Below are 22,065 nucleotides of genomic sequence, written 5' to 3'. Positions count from 1 at the left end.
ATTCTAAGCGGTGAAGTATTTCGCTACTGGGTGATAGGCAATAATCGCCGTTGTTGACTGTTCTGGATAAAGTTGTTCACTTTCATCCATATATAAGTTAATGCGATCGCTCTCCAATAACTCCAGTTGCTTAAACTGATCCTGAATATTCGGACAAGCCGGATAGCCAAAACTATACCGTGAACCAGCATATCGCTGTGCTAACACATCCCGAATATTATTCGGTTCCTGATCACCAAAACCCAACTCCAGGCGAATTCTAGCGTGTGTCCACTCCGCCAACGCCTCTGCAGCTTGCACCGCCAAGCCGTGGAAATACAGATAGTCAGTGTATTGATTTGCTGCAAACAACTTTTGGGCAAACTCCGTGGCAATATCACCCACAGTCACCGCCTGCATCGGGAACACATCAATTATTCCCGACTCCTTCGGTGCAAAGAAATCTGCAATACACAGCCTTTTCCCCGACTTCTGCCGCGGAAACTCAAAACTTGCTCTTACCTCTGCGTCCTTGGCGTCTTGGCGGTTCGGATCATAAACATACAAAGTATTCCCCTCAGCTTGACAAGGAAAATACCCATAAATCACCTGCGGCTGCAACAAATTCTCCTCAATAATTCGCTGCTTCCAGTTTTCCAAAATCGGATACACCTTCTCATCCAAGAAAGCTTGATATTCTTCCTTAGATTGTTCCTTTGGCTTGCGGAATTGCCATTGTCCTGCAATCAAAGCTTGCAAATCCAAATACCAGAATATTTCCTCAAAAGGAATATCAGCAGGCTGTAACAACTTTGTTCCCCAGAAAGGCGGCGTGGGACGGGGAATATCTAAAGTTACAGCGTCCGAACGTTTTGTATCTACAGGGAGTAGGGAGTTGGGAGTCGGGAGTCGGGATGCTTCAGCAGGGGTTTGTGATTTATGATTGTTAGATTCTAATTCTTGGGTTGCTACTTCATCCAAAAATCCTTGCAAATCATCCCATTTATCAGCAGCTTTGGCTGGCATTAATTTATCCATGAAATGCAAGTCAGAAAAGGCATCTTTACCATAAACAACTTTACCTTTGTAAGTGTTTTGGCAATCTTGATTCACAAACTTGGGAGTTAGCGCCGCACCACCTAAAATCACCGGGACGGTAATTCCCTTTTCGTTAAATACCTCCAAATTCTCTTTCATAAAAGCCGTGGATTTTACCAGCAAACCACTCATGGCAATACAATCAGCTTGATGTTCTTCGTAAGCTTGAATAATATTTTCCACCGGCTGCTTAATTCCCAAATTTATCACCTTGTAGCCGTTATTCGACAAGATAATATCCACCAAGTTTTTACCAATGTCGTGGACATCACCTTTAACTGTGGCAATGATAAACGTACCTTTGGCATTGTTACCAGTCTCCGATTTTTCCATGAACGGTTCTAAAAACGCCACCGCTGCTTTCATGGTTTCCGCAGACTGCAACACGAAAGGTAGTTGCATTTGTCCAGAACCAAATAACTCACCTACAACTTTCATGCCATCCAGCAGGAAAGTATTAATAATCTCCAAGGGTGGATATTGTTCTAAAGCTTTTTGAAGCTGTTCTTCTAAACCAATGCGTTCGCCGTCGATGATATGACGCTTGAGACGTTCCTCGATAGGTAAACTTTCGTCCACGCCTTTGTTGCGTTTGGTTGTCACCCCTTGGAATAACGTAGTCAGTTCTGCCAAGGGGTCATAAACGCAGACATCACCCTCAAATTTCCGCTCATCGTAAATCAATTGCCGACAAACTTCTTGATGGCGTTCTTCAATCTTAGAAAGTGGTAAAATCTTGCTAGCGCTGACTATGGCTGCATCCATTCCCACTGCCATTGCTTCGTGCAAAAACACCGAGTTCAGCACAATTCGCGCTGCTGGGTTTAAGCCGAAGGATATATTGGATACACCTAAAATCACATGACAACCTGGCAATTCTTGCCGAATCCGCAGAATTGCTTCTATGGTGGCTTTACCGTTTTCTCGGTCTTCTTCAATCCCCGTAGAAATGGGTAATGCTAAAGTATCAAAGAATATTTCCGTTGCAGGGATGCCGTATTCTACAGCTTGACGGTAAGCGCGTTGAGCGATCGCAAATTTTTTCTCGGCTGTGCGCGCCATGCCTTCTTCATCGATAGTACCAATAACGACACCAGCACCGTACTTTTTCGCCAATTCCAACACTTTCAAAAACCGGGGTTCGCCGTCTTCGTAGTTGGTGGAGTTGAGCAAACACTTACCACCAGCAACTTTTAAACCCGCCTCCATTTTTTCCCATTCTGTGGAGTCGAGCATCAACGGTAGTGTCACATTATTGACAATGCGGGAAACTAATTCGTGCATATCCCGCACACCATCGCGCCCCACATAATCGACGTTGACATCAAGCACATGGGCGCCTTCTTTAACTTGCGCCCTCGCCATCGACACCAGCCCATCCCAATCTTCGGCATTCAGCAAATCGCGGCACTTTTTAGAACCGCTGGCGTTGAGACGTTCACCCACAATCAAGAAAGAATTATCTTGGTCGTATGGTTGCGTGGTGTAAATTGATGCTGCCGCAGGTTCTAAACTCGGCTGTCTTACCTTTGGTTTTAAATCTTGAGCAATTTCTGCCAATTGTTGAATATGTTCTGGACGCGTCCCACAGCAACCCCCAATCACTTGGACACCCAAATCTTCAACAAAATGCATCAATGCCATCCGTAATTCTAACGCTGTGAGGCGGTAATGTGCTTGACCACCAACGTTTTCAGGCAAACCTGCATTAGGAATACAAGAAACAATGAAAGGCGAATGTTCTGCCAAATACTTGATGTGCGGTTTCATCAAGTCTGGGCCTGTGGCACAGTTCAAGCCGAGAATATCAATTGGGTAAGGTTCCAGAATTGTTAACACAGCGCTGATTTCTGTACCTACCAGCATTGTACCCATGCTTTCCATTGTCACAGAAACCATCAGCGGACGGCGATCGCCTTTCTTTGCAAAAACTTCTTCAATGCCATTCAGCGCCGCTTTAATTTGCAGCACATCTTGGCAAGTCTCTACAATAAATAAATCAACGCCACCATCCCACAACGCCTCTGCTTGTTCAGCAAAAGCAGCTTTCATGGTGTCAAAGTCAATATGTCCCAAGGTAGGTAATTTCGTTGTGGGGCCGATGGAACCCGCGACAAACCTGGGTTTTTCTGGCGTAGAAAATTCCGCCGCCACACGCTTTGCTAATTCCGCCGCTGTCTTGCTGAGATAATATGCTTGGTCTGCCAAGTCATATTCTGCCAGTACAATGGACGTACTGCCGAAAGTATCCGTTTCAATGACATCTGCACCAGCGGCGAGAAAGTCACGGTGAACCTTAGCCACAGCTTCGGGTTTCGTGTGGACTAAGTATTCATTACAACCTTCATACTGTGGGCCGCCGAAATCTTCAGCGGTGAGGTTTTGCGTTTGTAAGTTGGTTCCCATGGCACCGTCAAAGACGATAACCGGGAGTTCTGGACTACGCAGGCGTTCAAGGAAAGGATGAGTCATATTTTCCTAGAGGAAATGAGGAAATCAATAGAGTATTGTGATACTCTACTTAATATTATTATTTTCCATGATTTTAAAAATTTCTTTAGTATTTTGATGAATCTGATATGCTGACAAGGTTGTCAGTTGTTATTTTTCTTCCCCTGCTCCCCTGCTCCCCTGCTCATCCTACGGTTCAGTATATTTGCAAAAAACGTTTATCCCAATCTTTAAGATATACAATACTACAATAGTGGCGATCGCGCCATCAATGGGTATTCCATGTACTGCTGCGACGGCGACTAGTGAGCCAATGATACTGTTGAATAAAGAAGCACTACTGGGATTACTTGTGTATTCTTTGATTTTGCCCCGTAAACCATCATCACCGCAGATTTCAGTGCGAATTTCATCGAGGGTGAGTTGCAACAGAGATTTGCCTTTGCCAAAATCTGTTTTACCGAATTTCTCCTGCCAAACTGCATCAAAACTAGCTTCGAGATAGCCGTTGTTTTGTTGCAGAGTAGTTAATGCTTGTTGCGCTTGGGTGTCGTCTGGGAGAAGTTGTTGAATTTCTTGAATTTCGGCAATGGTTAATTGGGGATTCATATATATTTACTTTTATGGTTTATTGACTGTTTGTTAATTCTTGAATTAACTCTTCAGGGGTGATAATTCTAGGACTAGTAACTGGAAAATCTGCTGGGTTGCGGGTAATAATAGCGTCTAAGTGATTGAGTACCGCAGTGCTATATTGAATAACGTCTTCAAAATCTCTAAAATTAGTCGTTAGTGCCACATTGATTGCGGTACTGTCTACGGTAGCGATACGACAGAAAGTAACTATTTCCCTCAAAAATTCAAGGGCTAGATTTCGACCTTTTTCTTTACGGATTATGTAGTAAATGTCACCAAAAGAAGCTGCACAGATGTAGCCTTCTATTTGCCCATTTTCAACAAATGATACAACTGTCTCGCTATTGCTAAAAAAAGGTTGTCGTTCAAGAGCAACATCTAGAATAACATTGCTGTCTAACAGGACTTTCACAGATTATGTTTCTCCTTTAAAGCTTCCCATCTGGCTTGGTCTGGGTCAAAATCAGGAGGAGCAGGTTGTGTTTTTTCAAACCAGCCTTGCAAAGCTTTGATTTTTGTTTGTCTCTTAGGCTTTTCTGGCTGTGACTCAGCAGAAGTTCCTGTAGCACTTTCCAAGGATGGAACTGGCTGCAAAATAATGACTTCCACTTTCCCAGGAGCAATATTTAGAGGTTCGTCAATAATCAAATGACCTGATTCGTCAATTGTGGCGTTGAGCTTGTAGGCTTGCATACTAGTTTTCCTTATTTATATTATTAAATAATATTTTAGGCGATCTTACAAATTATGTTTTTCCTTTAAATATTCCCGGTTTGGTCTACAATTAGATGACCTGATTTGTCGATTGTACCGTTTAGTTTGTAGGCTTGCATAGTTCTGTTCCTTTTGTTTCTAGGATAGAACAAGCTGCTTTTCATATTGCGACCGCAGTTGTTACGAACGGCTGGCTTGACGTAACGAACATCGTGATTTTTAGGCTTATGCTGATGCGATCGCTAGTAAAATTTAAATAAAACTGATGAATGAGCTACACATGGTAGAGAAAAATGCTCATTAATGCCGATTTTAATATGCAACCCTTTTTAAATTTCCCAGCTAGCCAGAAAAATCAACAATATACTGATTCAATTTCTTAAAATTAAGGCAGTCCGGTAGGGTGCGTTATCGCGCCAGCGTAACGCACCGTAAATCTCTGGCGGTGCGTTAGGACTATCGTCCATAACACACCCTACAAAACTCACCCATCGTTATCTATCATGTGTTGTGAGATATTAAAGTCTTGTTCTAATTTCTGTTTGACGTGGCTAGGCAGTTGATTGAATTTTTTATCATTTACAATCAAAATTCTTCCTGGAAAGTCATTTCCAGGTATAAAATCTTCAAAAATTTTAAATTCATTATCTAGTAAAAGCTTTACCATATTCATACTAGGATTGAGATTATTATTGTCTGCTTTAGAGTTAATTTCACTAGACACATAACTGCAAAACCAAGCTAGTGAGTCATGATCGTTTTCCAGTTCCAAGCGTAAAGCTTGTGTAATCGATTTATTAAAAGAAACAGTATGACCGAATGTATCAAATACAGCATCTAATCTTTCAGGATTTTTTTGTTTGATTAATGTAATTATGTTATCTATAAGAGGTTTGATATTTTTAATATTTTTTAACTTAAAATCATTAACATATCTTTTTTTAGTTAGTAGCCGCATTGCTAAATATACCTCACCTGAGTCATCTTCAGATAGTAGCTGCCAAAATGTCTTCATAAACTGATCTTCGCCAAATTTCATAGAGACTTGTGATATGACATTTAGTTGAGCATCAAGTTTTTCATCATCAGCATCAATGTCTATCATTAATGCTTGAAAGTATAGCTTTAAAGCTTCGGTTAAATGCCCTTCTTCTACTAAAGCATGACCCCAAGAAGTTAATGCTTGAGAAGCTAAGTCCCAGTTTTCGAGCTTTTCAGCAATGTGAAATGACTTTTTACAGTAGTTAGCAGATTCTTCATAGTTTTTATTTTTCCATGATAAGCTACCTAAATTATATAAAATAACAGCTGTTAAATAGTCAGCACCCTCCATATCTTCAGCTATTTGGAGAGCTTGTTTATAATAACTAATGCTAGATATTTGATTGCCTTCTTGGGCTGCAATATCTCCTAAATTAATCAATACTGCTGGTATTTGTTTTATATTTACTTGTTTTATATAAATATTAAAAGCTTTATTAAAATACTCTTTAGCTTGCTCTAAATTTGCTTTGTTTGACTCTATAAGCCCAAGTTGATAATAATTATTTGCTGCTCTACCATCATGAGAATTTTCTCTTATTGCTAGAGATTTTTGATAATATTCTTTGGCTTCTTGATAATTATTTTGAAAAAAAGCTAAATTGCCTAATTGATGATAAATTCTAGAGACTTCTGGAAAATCCTCGTCTGATTCAAAAATTGGGAGTGCAGTATAATAATATTCCTTTGCTTGCTCAAATATTCCTTGTCTTTGAGCTGCTATCCCAAGACTAACATATAAACCTGCTATTTTAGCATCTGTCAATGTATCTTTAAGTTCTTCTAACTCGCTTAGTATTTCCTGACAAATAGCTGAAAATTTTGCTGTTTTTGTATAGTCAGATATTTCTCTAGCATCTGCACTTCGTAAATAAATCCATAAACTAACTGCATCATTACCTTTAGATTTTGCTTCTGATAGTTTTAAACCAATTTGACTCCTTATTCTTCGCTGCAAGCTTTTCCATTCATCTTTACGACTTTGGCGAATATAGATTTCACTTAACGCTTGCAATAAAAATTGGATACTATGCCAATCTTTATAATGTTCTGCATTGTGTAGACTTTGAAGGATATTAGGCTCTTCAAAGAGTAGCACGTTATACAAATAATGAGAATTTTCACCAATTAAATTTTCAGATATAGTTGCCGCAAAAAATGCATAAAATTCTATTATTGCTTTCTCTAAGTCTCTAATCATTGCTGGGGAATGATGTTTAGATAAGATCTGGCGAAAATACCAAGGTAATGTTGGATGAATTTTATAAGAATTACTACCATTATTGACAAATGTCATGAGTAAGGAGGGAGCAAGCTGAATTAAATCGTGATTCCAATTTTCCAAAATACCTGCTTGTACACCTTCATCTAATATTTTTATCCAGTTAGATTCTTTTAGTATCTCGCCAAATAAAGCTTGATATTTTTGTCGAAACTGATTACTTAAAGCTTCAGAACACATATTAAGTGTTATGGCATCAATCCTCTCATAGAAAAAACCCAAAAATGGCAAATGCCTTCTTGTCTTCTCCGACAACTTGCCAAAGGAATAATCCAAGGATATAGTAAGCGACTTATCCTTGTCCTCATCCTCCTCACCTTCAAAAGTATCCAACCCCCGCCGCAGCGCCTCAATTAACTGCACGGGTGTCTGTGTCTTTAAATGCGGCAACACCACCCGCAAAGACAACGGATGTCCCCCCAACAATTTCAACAACTCCAAATACTCTGCTGGCAGGTTCTTTCTCTCCACACCCACCGTTTGCAAAATCTTCGCGGCTAACTCTTGGGCATCCGCTTGAGACAACCCCCGCAAATTGATTAAACTATACCCACAATCTAGCCAAGGTTCTTCGCGGCGACTGGTAATTAATACCCAAGATTTACCACCCCGCAATTCCTTAAGAAACCGCTTGAGCTTATTTCTTTCTTCCCCACTCACTAAAGGTTCATTCCCCGTAGGAAAACCATTAACAGGTTCAAAGTTATCCCAAATCAACAAACAACGATGAGTTTGCAGATATTGCCGCACCACACCCTCTTGCTGTTCTGGCATCATTTGGGAAAATCTTTCACCACCTAATGCCCTACCAATTTGGTTAATTACCTGACTCAACCCCGCACCTTGTTCAAAGGAGGTGAAAAAAATATGTTCACGTCCTTGAGTATCATCCAACCACCGGGCGAAACCTGCGACTAACTCAGTCTTCCCAACACCGCCCATTCCCTGCACTAACACTACATGATTTTGCCGAAATGCTCTTTCTAAACGTAAAATCTCATAATCTCGCCCAATAAAACCATAAGCACTTTCATCGGGTAAATCTACAGCTTTGCTGCTTTGTGGCGTGTTGTCTGCTTGCGCCATCAAATCGGCAAAACTCGGTGCTGTCTTCTTAGGAACAAAGGGCGTGTAAGGTTCCTGCTGATATAAAATCGGCACAAGCCAGTCTTGTAAAGGTAAATTTCCTTTCGGGCTGGGGCGCAGTTTTTCAATAGACATGGACTTGCGCCCAGCTGCAACGGCTGCGGCGATACACTCTCCCCTGACTAATTCCCCATACAACCGCCCAATAAAGTGTTCTGCACCTTTGGCGTAAACTGAATACGCCATCGCTACCACACCCTTTGCCCCCAATTTCACCAACTGTCCCGCCACAGAAGAAAAGGCTTCTTCGCCTACTTGTCCAGATTTGCAAGCATTCAGTACAAAAATCGGCACACGACAATCTGTTAAATATTGAGCAATTTCCCTCGCGCTAACAACTTGCTCATTTCCCAGTTCATCCTCAAAGACTAAAACGCCCTGTGTGTTGTTGTCAAAATTTCCATGTCCATCAAAATGGACGATATGATAAAAACCTTTATTCGCCTGGAGTTCCGCTTCAAACGCTTTCAAGCTAGGGGGACGCAATACTTTAAGATTGACTCGCTGGCGTATTGGTTGCAACGCTGCCAGCAAGGGACGGGCAATGGTTTTAAAACCTACATCTTGCTCATCGTCAGGACGGGCAATTACTAATAATATATTCAGTTGATCATCGGGCATTGGTGGCAATGGTGCTTTTACAGCCTGACTGCTGAGACTGCGATACATTCCCGCCAGTGAAGGCGCAAGAAATTGATAGTCGGGGGAATATAGCAACTCCCAAGGCAAGTTCAGCACTTCGGCCTTATCGGAAATGATGCCCAGTTCACAGTTATCAAGTCCTTCCCTTGTCGCTTCTTGAAAAAACTCTCGCGCTTTCTCACTGCTGCGAAATACTAGTTCAAATAAGTCTTGTCCCCATTGCTGTAATTTTTGTTCGATTTTTGCAGCGTTACCAGGAAAAATACCGTAAGGAAATTTTAAATAATCTTCTAAATACCAGCGCAGTTCAGCCGCGTTTTCTGCATCAAAAGGTTGTTGGAAAGGGACTGCTGGGGCAAGGCGAGGATTTTCATATCGGCGTTGCCAGGAAAGTTGGATTGTTTCGCTTTGATGTGTGATTCGCAACCTATTTGTTGCCATTGCTGCTGTGCTGGTGACTCGGTAATCTGATGTTAGCTTATCTGGGTAATTCACGCAGAGACGCAAAGGCGCAGAGAGGAAGATTGAGTTTTGATAGTTCCCCGCAAGTTGGTATGATTTGGGTTTGTGTGGCTTTTAAGTGGGTGAGACTTCAAATTATTATTAGCTAATTATTTTATGCTGCCAGTTATTGAAACGATTTTTTTACGTCAAATGGCTTCGGGCGATCGCCTGTTTCTTCAAGTTTACAAATTCGTTGGCGATCAACCAGGTAAAAAGGTTTATATTCAATCTAATTTACATGGTGCAGAAATCGCTGGGAATGCTGTTATTCACCAATTAATAGAGTTTTTATTGACAATCAATGCTACTGATTTAGCTGGAGAAATTTGGTTAGTTCCGGTTTGTAATCCTATGGGTACAAATGAACGCGCTCAACATTTTTCCCCTGGGCGATATTGTACCTATGAAGCTAAGGATTGGAATCGGATATTTTGGGACTATGAGAAAGAAGCTGATGATTTAGTAGAATTTACTAAATCTCAACTTCATCTTACTCCAAAGGTCGTTCGCCAAAATTATTTAACTATAATTCAAGAGCAATTCGCCAAACTTTTAGAAAAAATTAATTCTCCAACTAGCGTACCTTTCACTGAAAGTTTTCGCTACCAATTACAATCTATCAGTTTAGATGCGGATTATTTGATTGATTTACACAGTTCTACAAATCAAGCTTTAGACTATGTTTATTACTTCTGCAATCGAGAAGATAGTGCAAAATACTTTTTGCTTGATTTCGGAATTTTACTTGATAAATATGATGGTGATGCTTTTGATGAAGCTTTTATCAAGCCTTGGTTAGCTTTGGAAACTCTTTTTCAACAACTTGGTAGAGAAATCAAATTTGATATAGAAGCTTGGACACTGGAACTAGGAACAGGAATGCAGATGAACCCTGATTCAGTAGCTAAAGGTGTTAGGGGTGTGAAAAACTATTTAATACAAAAAGGTGTATTGCAAATTCATAATTTACCATATCAAACAAAAAATGATAGAATGTCTTTTTTCACCAGCAGCAAGAGGAAAAAATATTATGCGATCGCAGGTGGCATGATTCAATCTAGAGTAGAATTAGGTACTCAAGTCAAAGCTGGTGATCAACTGTATCAAATCCTCAGTTTTAATAAAGAAAGTAAATTGCCAAGTGTCATAGATATCTTTGCCCAAGAAAGTGGATTGGTTTATGACATTTCAACTAATCAAGCTGTAAATCAAGGTGAATTTGTACTTGGAGTTATTAGTTAACTGATGACTGATGACTGATGACTGAATAGTACTACAGCATTTCTCAATCATCGTGAAAATCTTTATTTATTCTCTCTGCGTCACGGACACTTTCCTCAACGGGGGGGAACCCCCGCACGGAAGTGTCCTCCTCTGCGCCTCTGCGGTTTAAAAATAATTTATTTAACCACAAAGGCACAAAGAGAAAACATAATTCCTAACTCCTAACTCCTAACTAAATTTAGTCTCCTAAATAAATCCCCATGCCACGAGCGGTTTTAACTAAAGTACCATTAGGATCAACGGCGCTGTATTGAGCGATCGCTTCTGTAATTGGTACGCTTAATACTTGACGATTTTGCCATGTTACCATGCGATCGTATTTACCTTCTGCTATTAAATTAACCGCCGCGACGCCAAAAGCTGTTGCAACTAATCTATCTAGTGGGGAAGCAGTTCCACCCCGTTGAATGTGTCCTAAAACTGTGACTCGCGTTTCTACACCAACACGCTGGATAATTTGATCTGCTAAATATTCACCAATACCACCATATCGCGATTGTCCTAGGCGGTTTGTCATCGTCACAATTTCCCCATCGTGGGTGCGAACTGCCTCAGATACAATAATCAAACAGTAGTTTTTGCCTGTTTCTTGGCGTTCTTTGATTTTGTAGCAAATATGGTCAATGGTGTAGGGAATTTCTGGAATTAAAATTACATCTGCTCCCCCCGCAATTCCCGCAGCTATTGCTATGTGTCCCGCATCACGTCCCATCACTTCTAAAATCATGACGCGGCTATGACTAGCAGCTGTAAAATGCAACCTATCTAATGCTTCAGTGGCGATATTAACAGCTGTATCAAAACCAATGGCATGTTCAGTAACACCAATATCATTATCAATGGTTTTGGGAATACCAACTAAATTAATACCACCTTGTTGTGCCAGGCGGCGAAGAATTGCCAAACTGCCATCACCACCGATACCAATCAAAGCATCTAAATTTAATTCATGATAGCCTGCGATAATTTCTTCGGAGCGATCGCACAAACTACCATCAGGCATGGGAAAAGCAAAAGGATCGCCTTTATTGGTTGTTCCCAACATTGTACCACCAGCAGTTAACAGCGAATCAACTTGTTCAATTTCCAGTTTTGTAGCTTGTGGTGGACGTGCCATTAATCCTAATGTAGCTTGACGAATTCCTAACACTTCCCAGCCATAGGTATTCACAGCACAATGTACCACAGCTCTAATTACAGCATTCAAACCAGAGCAATCTCCCCCACTAGTAAGAATGCCAATGCGTTTGTGTTCTCCCATATCTTTCTTTTGACGTTATGATCCAAGTATGATTAGTAGTAGATTAAACCTAAGCAAAGGTTAGTAGTACATTAAGCCTAAGCAGAAGCAATCCCTAAAAATGTTAGGGTGATTTTATGATTGTTGATGTTTTGGGAAAAAACCCATTTACCTCATCTATAAATTACGAGGATGGAGCCAAAGTTGACTAGTATTGATAATTACACCTTCTCTTATTCAGGAGAAGTCACAATTCCCCAGGCTCCTCCTGAATTTAAGTCAGGTTTTATCGGCATTATTGGTCGTCCAAATGTCGGTAAATCTACTTTAATGAATCAATTAATAGGACAAAAAATAGCGATTACATCACCAGTAGCACAAACAACACGTAATCGTTTACGAGGCATTTTAACTACACCAGAAGCACAGTTAATTTTTGTAGACACACCAGGCATTCATAAACCTCATCATCAATTGGGAGAAGTGCTGGTACAAAATGCCAAAATAGCCATTGAATCAGTAGATGTAGTGCTATTTGTAGTAGATGGAACAGCAGTTTGTGGTGCAGGCGATCACTTTATTGCCGATTTACTGATTCGTAGTCAAACACAGGTGATTTTAGGTATAAACAAAATTGACCAACAACCTGCAGATACTCAAGTTATTGATGAGAGTTACGAACAGTTGGCTAAATCTCATCAATGGCCAACAGTGAAATTTTCCGCCAAAAGTGGTGCAGCATTACCCGAACTTCAACAGATATTAATCGAGCATTTAGAAACCGGGCCATTATACTATCCCCCGGACTTGGTGACAGACCAACCCGAACGCTTTATCATGGGTGAGTTGATTCGTGAACAAATTTTGCTGTTGACGCGGGAAGAAGTACCCCATTCAGTAGCGATCGCCATTGATAAAGTAGAAGAAACACCAACCATTACCCGTGTACTTGCCACCATACACGTAGAACGGGATTCTCAAAAAGGGATTCTGATTGGTAAAGGTGGCTCAATGCTCAAAGCAGTTGGTAGTGCAGCCCGCGAACAAATCCAAAAGTTAATATCTGGCAAAGTCTACCTAGAACTATTCGTGAAAGTGCAACCAAAATGGCGTCACTCTCGCGTCAGCTTAGCCGAGTTGGGCTATCGCGTGGAAGAATAAATAAGTTAGGAGTTCAAAGTTATGAGTTTTTAATTAAAGACTTAACTTCTAACTCCTAACTCCTAACTTCTAACTTCTGAAAATGTCTCCAGATACCAGCCATCACTTCAATTTACCTACCAATGTTTCTCAATTGCGCGTCTTAATAGTCGAAGATGATCCCATGATGCAACTGGGATTAGAACAGTCATTAATGGCTCATCCCCAGTTGCAAATTGTGGGACAAGCGGAAGATGGCTATTTAGGTGTGCAAGCAGCGCTGAAATTAAAACCTGATTTGGTAGTCATGGATATTGGCTTACCAAGACTAGATGGCATTGCAGCGACAAAGCAAATTAAGGCAGCATTACCAGAAACTCATGTGGTGATGTTGACATCGCACAAAACGGAGACAGAAATTATTGCGGCATTATCTAGCGGTGCCGATGCTTATTGTATCAAAGGTGCGAGTGTAGAGCGACTATTGAGTGCGATCGCTGCCGCAGTTGATGGTGCAGCCTACCTCGATCCCCAAATTGCCAGACAAGTAATTGACAATCTTAAACCGCCATCGCCTACCAACAACATTGCTAACCTATCTGTGCGTGAGTTAGAAGTCTTAAAACTAATGGTAGATGGGTTAAGCAACCCAGAAATAGCTGAAAAACTATATCTCAGCCCCAATACAGTTAAAACTCACGTTCGGGGGATCATGAACAAACTAGCAGTTGACGATCGCGTGCAAGCAGCTGTTGTTGCCTTGCGTTCTGGTTTAGTTTAATCATATCCACTACTGCTATTTGGAATTTCCTTAATTATTTCAATTGACATAATTAGGATCTACGCTCATTATCATAAATTTTTAGCCAGTAGGGCGTGTTATGCCGCAGGAATCACCCACCTTTAATTAATTGTTGGCGGTGCATTGCGCTTGGCGACAACGCACCCTACATTGAAATTCCTTAACTGTTCACAGTTATCAGTCATCAACTTAAATTGTCAAGTTTATCTTGTTTTAATTCTAAATTCAAACTAGTGTTTATGCACTTGCTCTAGCAACCACAGTGAGGCAACGGTGCCTACAAAATGAGCAGTAATAGCATTAACGTTACCCAGCATTACAAACACATCAAGCGCTCGAATAATGTTGTATGGATCAGTTATTGCTACTCCGGGAGGTTGGGATATAGATTTTGCTACTAGTACAGCTAAGGTTGCTCCAGCACCCAAGAGCGTTAATAATATCCCGGCTAAACTTACAATTATTCCCAATCGGATGGCTTTAGTTGTATCCGCCTTACTAGGATGCACAGCCGCATTAGGATTTGCTAATCTTTTGCCTATGCGAGTGTAACGAAAATCCCAATAAACATTGAATAAAACTAATAAAACTCCGCATACAGCCCAAAAAATGCCAACCCCAAGACCAGCATTTGGTTGATCGGTAAAACCACGACCAGTAGCAGCGAACAACAAAGCTATGCCAGAAACTACTGCAAGTCCCAATTGTAGCCAGAAAGCAATCCAGCCTGTGAAGCGAATAGTATTACCAATTCCTTGAGTTGCTGGTGCTAGCGATCGCACTTCTGATTCACTTTGCATATTAACTTCTACCCTAGATAATCACAATATGCCCCAGTTTTTAAGCATATTCCCACAGTTCAATCCATACGCCCATCCCTAGACAGAATCACCGCGTAATCTTGGGGAATACTTAGCGCAGGGGAGCAGGGGAGCAGGGGGATAAAAACAACTGACAACTGACAACTAACTTTTATCTACCGATTTTTCAAATCCTGCCAAATGATATTAATTGATCAAACTCAGGGGTGATGAGTATTTAGCAATTAAATTGACAAAATCGCACTATCAAGAGTGATATTTAAACGAAAAGCAGCGATGTGTAACGACAAGCCTCTTCGAGTCTACGCAAAGGATAAAGTGTATGATTAAATCTTGGATGGTAATTGGAGGTGTAGCTTTTATAATTGCTTTGGGAGCTAACTTGATTACTCCTAGCGATCGCAAGTGGTTCAAACGTCTACAAAGACCAAATTGGCTAACTTTTGAAGCAGCCATTCCATTTATCTGGACTATAATATTTATTTGTGGTGCTTGGTCAGCTTATATTGTCTGGGAAAAAAACCCAGGAACTAATTCAACGTGGTTAATAATGGGTTTATACCTGCTTTTAGAAATTGTAATTATTGCCTACACACCTGTAATGTTCAGGCTTCGCAGCTTGAAAGCAGGCACAATTATTGGTGGTGCAGGTTTTATTATAGGTGCTTTTTTGATACTTATAGTCTTAACTATTTCTGGTTGGGCTGCACTGTTATTAGTTCCTTATTTGCTATGGAGTCCCATAGGCACTTACACAACTTGGGAAATGACTCGTCTAAATCCTCAAGATGCTTAATACTAATTCGTAATTCGTAATTCGTAATTCGTAATTAAGATTCGTCAGATATGGTCTGAATTTTGAAGTTTGAATGTCCTGCCGGATTTTAGAGAATTGGTATGATTCCTAAACCTATACAGTATTGGAAGCGATGCGCTCCCAAGAAGGCGATCGCAAATGATATACTTGCAAAGCTTTAAGCGATCGCTTGAAGCTTACTGCCTAATGTTTCATTGATAGCCGTTCTTAGTAACTCAGTTATGGGAATTCCAGCTGCTTTCGCCATAGAGGATATCACACTTTTGGAGGCAAAAGAACAATATAACCCAGCTTCTAAAAACCAAGGTTGTCCATTTGGGTCGATGCGGAAGTCAAATAAACTGTAGTGGCGACAACCTAAAGCCTGATGACACTTTTTAGCTACTTCCTGAACTTTTTGGGTAATCGGGTCGTTAGGATCTACAATCCAAGACTTGATATTATCTTTAGCAGCGTAACGCAATTCACCATCGTCCGATTGTAGAAGTTTATCAGTATGGATGCGGATGGGTTTGTTGTGGGGGTCTAGCAGATATTCTTCAAGGGGTAAACCCACTAGTTCCCTATCTTTTACAATGATACCGCATCTGACTTCACGACCGGCTTCGATGAATGTTTCTACAATTACCTCATCCGCATATTCAAATGCTTGCTTCAAAGCTGCGTCATAGTCAGTAGCTTCTCTGACTAAAGATACCCCTAAAGAGTTGTCAGAATTTACAGGTTTAATAATTGCTGGAGGTGTAATTGTCGGAACGTCCCCTTTGCGAAGTATCTCTCCACGAGGTACTTTCACCCCTGCTGCTTCAACAATTGCTTTGGTTCTGGCTTTGTGGGTCGTTATTGCCATGAGATCCGCAGTATTGCCTACGTAAGGAATCTGGAGTAGGTCGAATAAAGCGCGGTACTGAGTCATTCCAGGTATACAAAACATTTGTGGTAACACAAGGTCAATGTTTTGCTTTGTGATCAACTCTATCGCTTCAGACAAAGGAACCGATTTACTAGCAGCAATATCTTCTCGACTCAGGGAACGAGGAAATCGCCACTGGCGGTCAGGTGTAATATATGCAATTTGAAAGTCATAACGCGATGGATCTGCTGTTGCTGTCAAACAGTCCTGAGCATAAAGACGTGACAAATTACAATAAAATTCATTGTCTGCTGACCCAACTAAATGAAGAATACGAAGTATTGACATAATTCATCTACCTAAAGATATAAATAAACCACAAAGCCACAAAGACACAGAGAAAAACTTCCTCTTTGCGCGGCAGTCGCTTCAAGTCGGCAAAGCCGCCCAACGCGCTGCCTTGTCTTTGCGCCTTTGCGTGAGGCATAACCCTCAATCTCCTCCCAATTCCACCAGCTTCCCGATATTGAAATCTATCCGCGTCCAACCTTTGAGTTGACGCAAATTCTTCAGCAACAACAAAGGAATTTGCCAGTGATGCACCATTAAAAACGGTAAGGGGTCATGGAATTTGTAAATTGCATCAGTCCCGCGCCAAATATTCCAAATCCATGTTTTCAATTGCTTGAAGGAACGGATACCAGTCAAACGCCACACTTCATGGTAAGTCCAATATGTAGGTTTGCTTGTGGGTAATGGCTGCAAAGTTTCAGTTGTTGCTTCTTTGCTAAGGTAAGCTTCTGCAACTTTGGGATGGTCGTAGAAAGTGGTAATTGCTGAGTGAGTCCGCGGGTTGCACTCAATAGCATAAACTGTGCCGTCTTCAGCTTGGATAAAGTCAAAGGAAATCTGTCCTGTGAGTTTCAGTTCCTTGACAAAATGCTTCACCCATTCCAGAATTTGCGGATTTTCAACGTTTTCATAGTTGACTTGAAATGCTGAAGATTCACAGCAACAATGTAATCTCAGTTCCCCATTTCGGACGGTGCTATGGGTGCAAAATTCCTTACCAGGGATAAATTCTTGCATAATCCACGGCTTTTCGGGACTGATGGGTAAGCTTCTGACGAATGCTGCTGTTTCTTCTGGTGTAGCACAGGGAAGTTTGGTTAAGTCCAAACGCCGCACTGAGTCGTAAGGTATGCTTTTGAGGATATATTTACGAGTTTCCCCAGAAAAGTCAAAATTTAAGACTTGTTCAGCAGAGGTGATTTTGAAAGATTTGGGTACCGATAAACCAAGCGATCGCGCAGTCTCAGCCAGGGCATATTTATCATCTAGCATCTGAGTAATATCTGCGTCAAAGTGAAACACTTCGCAATAACGCGATAACTCTGGTTTTGCTAAAGAGTCGTAGTAGCTTCCGACTGGACTGGTGACAGGTATGTAGATATCAATATTTTCTTGTTTGATGATATCTATTAAAGCCTGGGTATAGCGTTCTGGGTTCTCCTGGGGAGCGGGAACTGTGTAAAATTTATCTACCGCCTGGGAATATTGATGTCCTGTCAACCAATATTTATGAGTTTCCAACAAAACTACTCGATGTCCGGCGGCGTGAAATGACCTGGCCAGTTGTAAAGCTTTGGTCATTTTACCGCCACTGATCAAGATATTTTTCGGATTCGTAGCTTTGACAACTGGAGGTAAGAAAGGACGCAAAATAGCACGCAACAACAACGTTACGAAAACGATGCTGGCATTAATTGGCAATGCTAGTAAAAGCAAAGTCAATGTGCCAATGTTGGGGAAAATAGCGGCTATTTTGCTTGTTGCAGGTACGGAAGGTGTAGCAGGTGCGGAGGAGAAAGAAATAGATTGTGCCATAACAAACCAGGCTATGGATTTACTCTGCGGATAATTGTTAAGCCATCTCGCAGCGGCAATATTACCTGTTCTACACGCGGGTCAAGGGCTACGGTACGATTAAACTGTGCGATCGCTTCGCCGTTGACGCTGCGTTCTTGTGCAGGTAAATACACCTCTCCTTGCAGCAATGTATTATCAACGCAGATAAAGCCTTCTGGTGCTAGCAAGTTCGTATCTAGCAGCTTTTGGAAATACGCTATGTACTCTTTTTTATCGGCATCGATAAATACTAAGTCAAAGGATTCTCCAGCTTCAGCCAATTTCTCTAGGGTTTCCAAAGCTGAACCTAATTCGATGCGAATTTTTGCACCGTCAGAAGATTGATTGAAAGCAGTTTGTCCGACTTCAGCCGCGTAAGGGTCTACTTCACAAGCAACCAATAGTCCATCCGCAGGTAATGCTTCTGCCATTGCTAGTGCAGAATAACCTGTGAACATACCGATTTCTAGCACTTTTTTAGCTTTGGTCATGTGAACAAACATTTTTAGGGTTTGTCCTTCTATATGACCAGATAGCATTTCTTGTTCTAGAGGTCGTACAGTTGTCCCTTCTGTAAAGTGTTCACCCCAGGCTTCTGTTGCGGTTGTCTCGGCGAGTGCAGCCAAAGCAGCCGATTCTTGGGTGGTGTATTCTTCTATGTAAGGGTCTAGACCTGCTGCTAAACGCCATGCTTGCTTGATATTAGCTACTAATTCCGCTGGTAAATCTGTGCGTTGATTAATCTCTTGTACAGCAGCTTCTAGCTTCTTTGTCAAGATTCCCAACGGTGTCACAGGTCTAGCTGTGGGTTTTGCAATGACGCTAGACATTATTTTGCACTCCCGACTAGTTCTTTAGATGCGGTAGCCGGATACATGTCTACACCTTCGCCACCACGAGGATAGGTGATGCAAAGTTCTTTATGTTCAGCTAAAACTTCTGTTAATTCTTCCTCTGTAAAGTCGTTGACAAAGAAGCACTCACCGATAGGTCTTGGCATGGCGGCTCTTTGTAAACCATCGCGGGTCAAACTGATAGACTTGGTAGCACGCCATAAAAGTTCTGCATCCAATAAAGGATGGTCTAGTGCTAGACCGATACGACTCATCAAGCCTAAAATGCGATCGCGTTCTTGGGTGCTAATATAACCTCGTTTAGCTGCGATCGTTGCAGATAAAGCCATATCAATGTTGACTGCATGTCCGTGGAACATCGGGACACGGGGTGCAAGTTCTAATGTCGGACTCCAAGTATGTCCGTAAGCAATGACTCTATCTAGGTCTAATTCATGGAGGTTAGGTACTTCCAATTCCAACATCTTTTTGATGGCTTTGTAAGTCACTTCATGAGCTACTTCTTGAATTTCTGGAGTTGCATCAATATTACCAAAGTGAGTGCGTAGCAGTTCTTCGCCGTACTTTTCTAACAACTCAAATACTTCTTTGTGACCAACTACAGCAATTTTAATTAATTCCGCCATGCCGTTACGTACTTGGTCTGTAGGCAAAGTCCGCAAGAAAGAGAAGTCTAAGAAAACTTTTTTGGAAGCATGATAAGCACCCAAACGGTTTTTTAGCTTTTTATGGTTAACTGCAACTTTGATGGCCACACTGGCATCAATTAAGCCAATCAAAGTTGTAGGAATACGGATGTAATTGCTGCTACGGCGATAAGCAGAGCAAGCAAAACCTACTACATCTGTAATTAAACCGCCACCTACTACCAAAACCGGTTCTTTGCGAACTAGTCTAAAATCTGCAAACGCATCTATAACTGTCTCAAAAGTTTGGATGGTTTTGTTTGGCTCAGTAATAGTTATGGGGAAAAGTGTTAAATCGATACCGTAATATTGAAAGTATTGCTGAATTTGATTACCGTGGAAACGGCTGACGTTAGCATCTACAACGGCCAAGCAACGGCCAAAACTTCTGTATACATCTGCAAGTTCTTGATTTTTAATATCAAAAACACCATTTACATAAACTAAATCGTACTCAATCTTTTCATAACCTTCCACATGAAAGGCATTTGCAGAAGCTTCTAACTTTGCTTGGACGATGCTCATTATTCTTTTCCTTTGATTAGAAAATAGTAGTACAGAGTTGATTTGTTCTTTAAATTCAGCTAGAAGTTACATCACTTCTATAAATACATGCTTTGCTAAAAATCCTCAATAATTCGGAACCCTTCTATTTAGAAATTCAAAAGAAGCAGTTCCTCAAGCTATTAGATGAGAATTGCAATTTTGAGCATGTAATTACCTAGTGCTAAGCCTTAGCACATTTACTTTTGCAAGCACCGCAAAAATTTTACAAGTATTTGCTGAAACTGAATTTTTCAACAAATACAGTCAGTAAAGACTTTATAGATTTTCCCTCACTTTCAAAGTGTTAATACTAGATGTAGACCAGAAAATTAGGTACTTCTAGCGGATGAATAATGGAATGAATTGCAACTAAGTGAGAGAACCTGTCTGACTGATGAAAGCCCTTAAGGTTTTCTTCATAATTTTTAACATACCATTATTTGCAAATTATTGCACCTGATTTTTTTAATTTTCTATCAAAACAAGTAATTGCTCTCTCTGAGGCGTTTTCCGCTAGGTTTAAACCTGCCTAAACGATGTTCCTTATTTTTATCCTTGATGTGCGAAAAGAGTCATATGAACATAAAGCCAAGTTGCTTTTTTATGATTCAGTTAGAAGTGACTGAACTCTTAAGAAAAGCATACTTCACCAAAAATATATTGCATCTGAAATGCCTCTAATTTAATAAAAAAAGAGGTATATCTCAGAGCTTTTAATGGTAATGAAAATGTGACGCATGGCGAAATGTAGCGCTAAATTTTGAGCGCATCTACTTTCACAAGCGCAGCAGAAATGTCAAGAGTCTTTTTTGAAGCCTATGGCTCCTAAAAATCCAAATAGATGAAGTTTCATGAATTGTCTCTCATTTTCAAAGCGTCAGCAGTAGATATAGTCCTAGGAAGTTACGGACTATTAGTGCATGGGTTAACGGGCGGCAACCAACCCTGAGCAGCTGTTTGACCTGCTTAAAACGCTTCACATTTTATTTACGTTTCTAAACATATCATTCTTCGTAAATTAATGCACCTATACTAAAGGCACATTTCAAACGATAGATATACAGTTTTAGAATTTTGCTAGTTTTATGAGCTAAGTATGATTTTTGACTATATAAGTATTAATACTTATTGACAAAATATATGTATTTACTGAATAACCATATCAGCAACAAATGAGTATGTTTGAGTATTTATACTTAAAAAATCAAATAATATATGGCAGAAGAAAGGAATAAAAAGCTTATATGACAGGGATTATAGCTCATAAATCTGTCATTCGATGTCTGCCCAGTACTATTAATGATGTACCGAGATTCAAACCAATGACTGATTAAACGTAAGCCTTAAATTGTCAAACTTGCAGTGTAGGAATTGACAAAAGATAAAGACATAGTGTAAGTATGATTTCATCTTGGATGATTGTAGGGGCCGTAACATTTTTAGTTGCGATCGCAAGTTTTTTGATTACACCCCGTGATGTCAAATGGTTCACCCACTTGAGTCGCCCTCGATGGTTAGTTTTTGAGCCGTTTATCCCACTCATCTGGACTGTAATTTTTATTTGCGGTGCTGCTTCAGCTAATATCGTTTGGCAAAAAAATCCCGGAAGCCTAGTTACCTG

Annotated in this window: 17 protein-coding genes; 5 read left to right on the top strand and 12 right to left on the bottom strand. The window is 40.6% G+C overall.

The window, feature by feature from the left end:
- Positions 1–3: 3 nt before the first annotated feature.
- From metH to I8748_RS16635, 5 genes are all read right to left on the bottom strand, one after another.
- Positions 4–3,549 carry a methionine synthase gene (gene metH / locus I8748_RS16655; protein ID WP_198125687.1) on the bottom strand — a complete coding sequence of 1,182 codons (3,546 nt, stop codon included), beginning with the start codon at positions 3,547–3,549 and terminating at the stop codon, positions 4–6.
- Positions 3,550–3,717: 168 nt separating this feature from the next.
- Positions 3,718–4,137, bottom strand: coding sequence for a hypothetical protein (locus tag I8748_RS16650; protein ID WP_198125686.1), 420 nt, complete (start codon positions 4,135–4,137; stop codon positions 3,718–3,720).
- 19 nt (positions 4,138–4,156) lie between these two features.
- The gene (locus I8748_RS16645) at positions 4,157–4,576 is read right to left on the bottom strand and encodes a type II toxin-antitoxin system VapC family toxin (RefSeq protein ID WP_198125685.1); all 420 of its coding nucleotides are present in this window, start codon (positions 4,574–4,576) and stop codon (positions 4,157–4,159) included.
- Positions 4,573–4,857: a hypothetical protein gene (locus I8748_RS16640; protein ID WP_198125684.1), complete on the bottom strand. Its 285-nt coding sequence runs from the start codon at positions 4,855–4,857 to the stop codon at positions 4,573–4,575. Before I8748_RS16640 ends, I8748_RS16645 begins: the two co-directional genes overlap by 4 nt.
- Positions 4,858–5,362: 505 nt before the next feature.
- Entirely contained in the window at positions 5,363–9,484 is a 4,122-nt protein-coding gene (locus tag I8748_RS16635; RefSeq protein WP_318781231.1) for a tetratricopeptide repeat protein, read from the bottom strand.
- 123 nt (positions 9,485–9,607) lie between these two features.
- Between I8748_RS16635 and I8748_RS16630 the strand changes: the two genes are divergently transcribed.
- Complete coding sequence (locus I8748_RS16630) at positions 9,608–10,735, top strand: M14 family metallopeptidase (protein WP_198125683.1); 1,128 nt, start codon at positions 9,608–9,610, stop codon at positions 10,733–10,735.
- Between the two features lie 220 nt (positions 10,736–10,955).
- Here I8748_RS16630 and I8748_RS16625 read toward each other — a convergent pair whose 3' ends face one another.
- Positions 10,956–12,038, bottom strand: a complete 1,083-nt coding sequence (locus I8748_RS16625; RefSeq protein WP_198125682.1) for an ATP-dependent 6-phosphofructokinase — start codon at positions 12,036–12,038, stop codon at positions 10,956–10,958.
- A 171-nt stretch (positions 12,039–12,209) separates the two neighbouring features.
- On the opposite strand from I8748_RS16625, the gene era reads away from it, so the two are divergent.
- Together era and I8748_RS16615 are read left to right on the top strand one after the other, a co-directional pair.
- Positions 12,210–13,178, top strand: a complete 969-nt coding sequence (gene era / locus I8748_RS16620; protein ID WP_198125681.1) for a GTPase Era — start codon at positions 12,210–12,212, stop codon at positions 13,176–13,178.
- A gap of 82 nt (positions 13,179–13,260) precedes the next feature.
- A complete protein-coding gene (locus I8748_RS16615) occupies positions 13,261–13,938 on the top strand; it encodes a response regulator (RefSeq protein WP_198125680.1) in 678 nt (225 codons plus the stop codon).
- Between the two features lie 251 nt (positions 13,939–14,189).
- On the opposite strand, the gene I8748_RS16610 is transcribed toward I8748_RS16615, so the two are convergent.
- Entirely contained in the window at positions 14,190–14,759 is a 570-nt protein-coding gene (locus I8748_RS16610) for a DUF3611 family protein (protein ID WP_198125679.1), read from the bottom strand.
- Between the two features lie 343 nt (positions 14,760–15,102).
- Between I8748_RS16610 and I8748_RS16605 the strand changes: the two genes are divergently transcribed.
- Complete coding sequence (locus I8748_RS16605) at positions 15,103–15,576, top strand: TspO/MBR family protein (protein ID WP_198125678.1); 474 nt, start codon at positions 15,103–15,105, stop codon at positions 15,574–15,576.
- 178 nt (positions 15,577–15,754) lie between these two features.
- Here I8748_RS16605 and I8748_RS16600 read toward each other — a convergent pair whose 3' ends face one another.
- Genes I8748_RS16600 through I8748_RS16585 form a run of 5 tightly spaced genes read right to left on the bottom strand, consistent with a single transcriptional unit; the run spans position 15,755 to position 20,423 of the window.
- A complete protein-coding gene (locus I8748_RS16600) occupies positions 15,755–16,798 on the bottom strand; it encodes a D-alanine--D-alanine ligase family protein (protein WP_198125677.1) in 1,044 nt (347 codons plus the stop codon).
- A 7-nt stretch (positions 16,799–16,805) separates the two neighbouring features.
- Positions 16,806–16,937 carry a hypothetical protein gene (locus I8748_RS35720; protein WP_263975831.1) on the bottom strand — a complete coding sequence of 44 codons (132 nt, stop codon included), beginning with the start codon at positions 16,935–16,937 and terminating at the stop codon, positions 16,806–16,808.
- Positions 16,938–16,942: 5 nt separating this feature from the next.
- Positions 16,943–18,337 carry an ATP-grasp domain-containing protein gene (locus I8748_RS16595; RefSeq protein WP_198125676.1) on the bottom strand — a complete coding sequence of 465 codons (1,395 nt, stop codon included), beginning with the start codon at positions 18,335–18,337 and terminating at the stop codon, positions 16,943–16,945.
- A gap of 11 nt (positions 18,338–18,348) precedes the next feature.
- Entirely contained in the window at positions 18,349–19,188 is an 840-nt protein-coding gene (locus I8748_RS16590; protein ID WP_198125675.1) for an O-methyltransferase, read from the bottom strand.
- On the bottom strand, positions 19,188–20,423 hold the full coding sequence (locus tag I8748_RS16585) for a sedoheptulose 7-phosphate cyclase (RefSeq protein WP_198125674.1): 1,236 nt from the start codon (positions 20,421–20,423) through the stop codon (positions 19,188–19,190). Before I8748_RS16585 ends, I8748_RS16590 begins: the two co-directional genes overlap by 1 nt.
- A gap of 1,421 nt (positions 20,424–21,844) precedes the next feature.
- Here I8748_RS16585 and I8748_RS16580 point away from each other — a divergent pair.
- Positions 21,845–22,065: tryptophan-rich sensory protein (locus tag I8748_RS16580; RefSeq protein WP_198125673.1), on the top strand; the 221-nt coding region annotated here is incomplete at its 3' end.

It is taken from the genome of Amazonocrinis nigriterrae CENA67, from assembly GCF_016056305.1.
Taxonomy (GTDB): Bacteria; Cyanobacteriota; Cyanobacteriia; order Cyanobacteriales; family Nostocaceae; genus Amazonocrinis; species Amazonocrinis nigriterrae.
The sequence above is the reverse complement of the archived record's forward strand: the minus strand, read 5'-3'. Positions and strand labels throughout refer to the sequence as shown.

What these genes read in the sequence shown, in the direction of transcription:
- I8748_RS16650 (WP_198125686.1), bottom strand. Translation starts at nt 4,137, where the DNA reads ATGAATCCCCAATTAACCATTGCCGAAATTCAAGAAATTCAACAACTT.
- I8748_RS16585 (WP_198125674.1), bottom strand. Translation starts at nt 20,423, where the DNA reads ATGAGCATCGTCCAAGCAAAGTTAGAAGCTTCTGCAAATGCCTTTCAT.
- I8748_RS35720 (WP_263975831.1), bottom strand. Translation starts at nt 16,937, where the DNA reads ATGCCTCACGCAAAGGCGCAAAGACAAGGCAGCGCGTTGGGCGGCTTT.
- era (WP_198125681.1), top strand. Translation starts at nt 12,210, where the DNA reads ATGGAGCCAAAGTTGACTAGTATTGATAATTACACCTTCTCTTATTCA.
- I8748_RS16610 (WP_198125679.1), bottom strand. Translation starts at nt 14,759, where the DNA reads ATGCAAAGTGAATCAGAAGTGCGATCGCTAGCACCAGCAACTCAAGGA.
- I8748_RS16590 (WP_198125675.1), bottom strand. Translation starts at nt 19,188, where the DNA reads ATGTCTAGCGTCATTGCAAAACCCACAGCTAGACCTGTGACACCGTTG.
- metH (WP_198125687.1), bottom strand. Translation starts at nt 3,549, where the DNA reads ATGACTCATCCTTTCCTTGAACGCCTGCGTAGTCCAGAACTCCCGGTT.
- I8748_RS16600 (WP_198125677.1), bottom strand. Translation starts at nt 16,798, where the DNA reads ATGTCAATACTTCGTATTCTTCATTTAGTTGGGTCAGCAGACAATGAA.
- I8748_RS16595 (WP_198125676.1), bottom strand. Translation starts at nt 18,337, where the DNA reads ATGGCACAATCTATTTCTTTCTCCTCCGCACCTGCTACACCTTCCGTA.
- I8748_RS16605 (WP_198125678.1), top strand. Translation starts at nt 15,103, where the DNA reads ATGATTAAATCTTGGATGGTAATTGGAGGTGTAGCTTTTATAATTGCT.
- I8748_RS16625 (WP_198125682.1), bottom strand. Translation starts at nt 12,038, where the DNA reads ATGGGAGAACACAAACGCATTGGCATTCTTACTAGTGGGGGAGATTGC.
- I8748_RS16630 (WP_198125683.1), top strand. Translation starts at nt 9,608, where the DNA reads ATGCTGCCAGTTATTGAAACGATTTTTTTACGTCAAATGGCTTCGGGC.
- I8748_RS16615 (WP_198125680.1), top strand. Translation starts at nt 13,261, where the DNA reads ATGTCTCCAGATACCAGCCATCACTTCAATTTACCTACCAATGTTTCT.
- I8748_RS16640 (WP_198125684.1), bottom strand. Translation starts at nt 4,857, where the DNA reads ATGCAAGCCTACAAGCTCAACGCCACAATTGACGAATCAGGTCATTTG.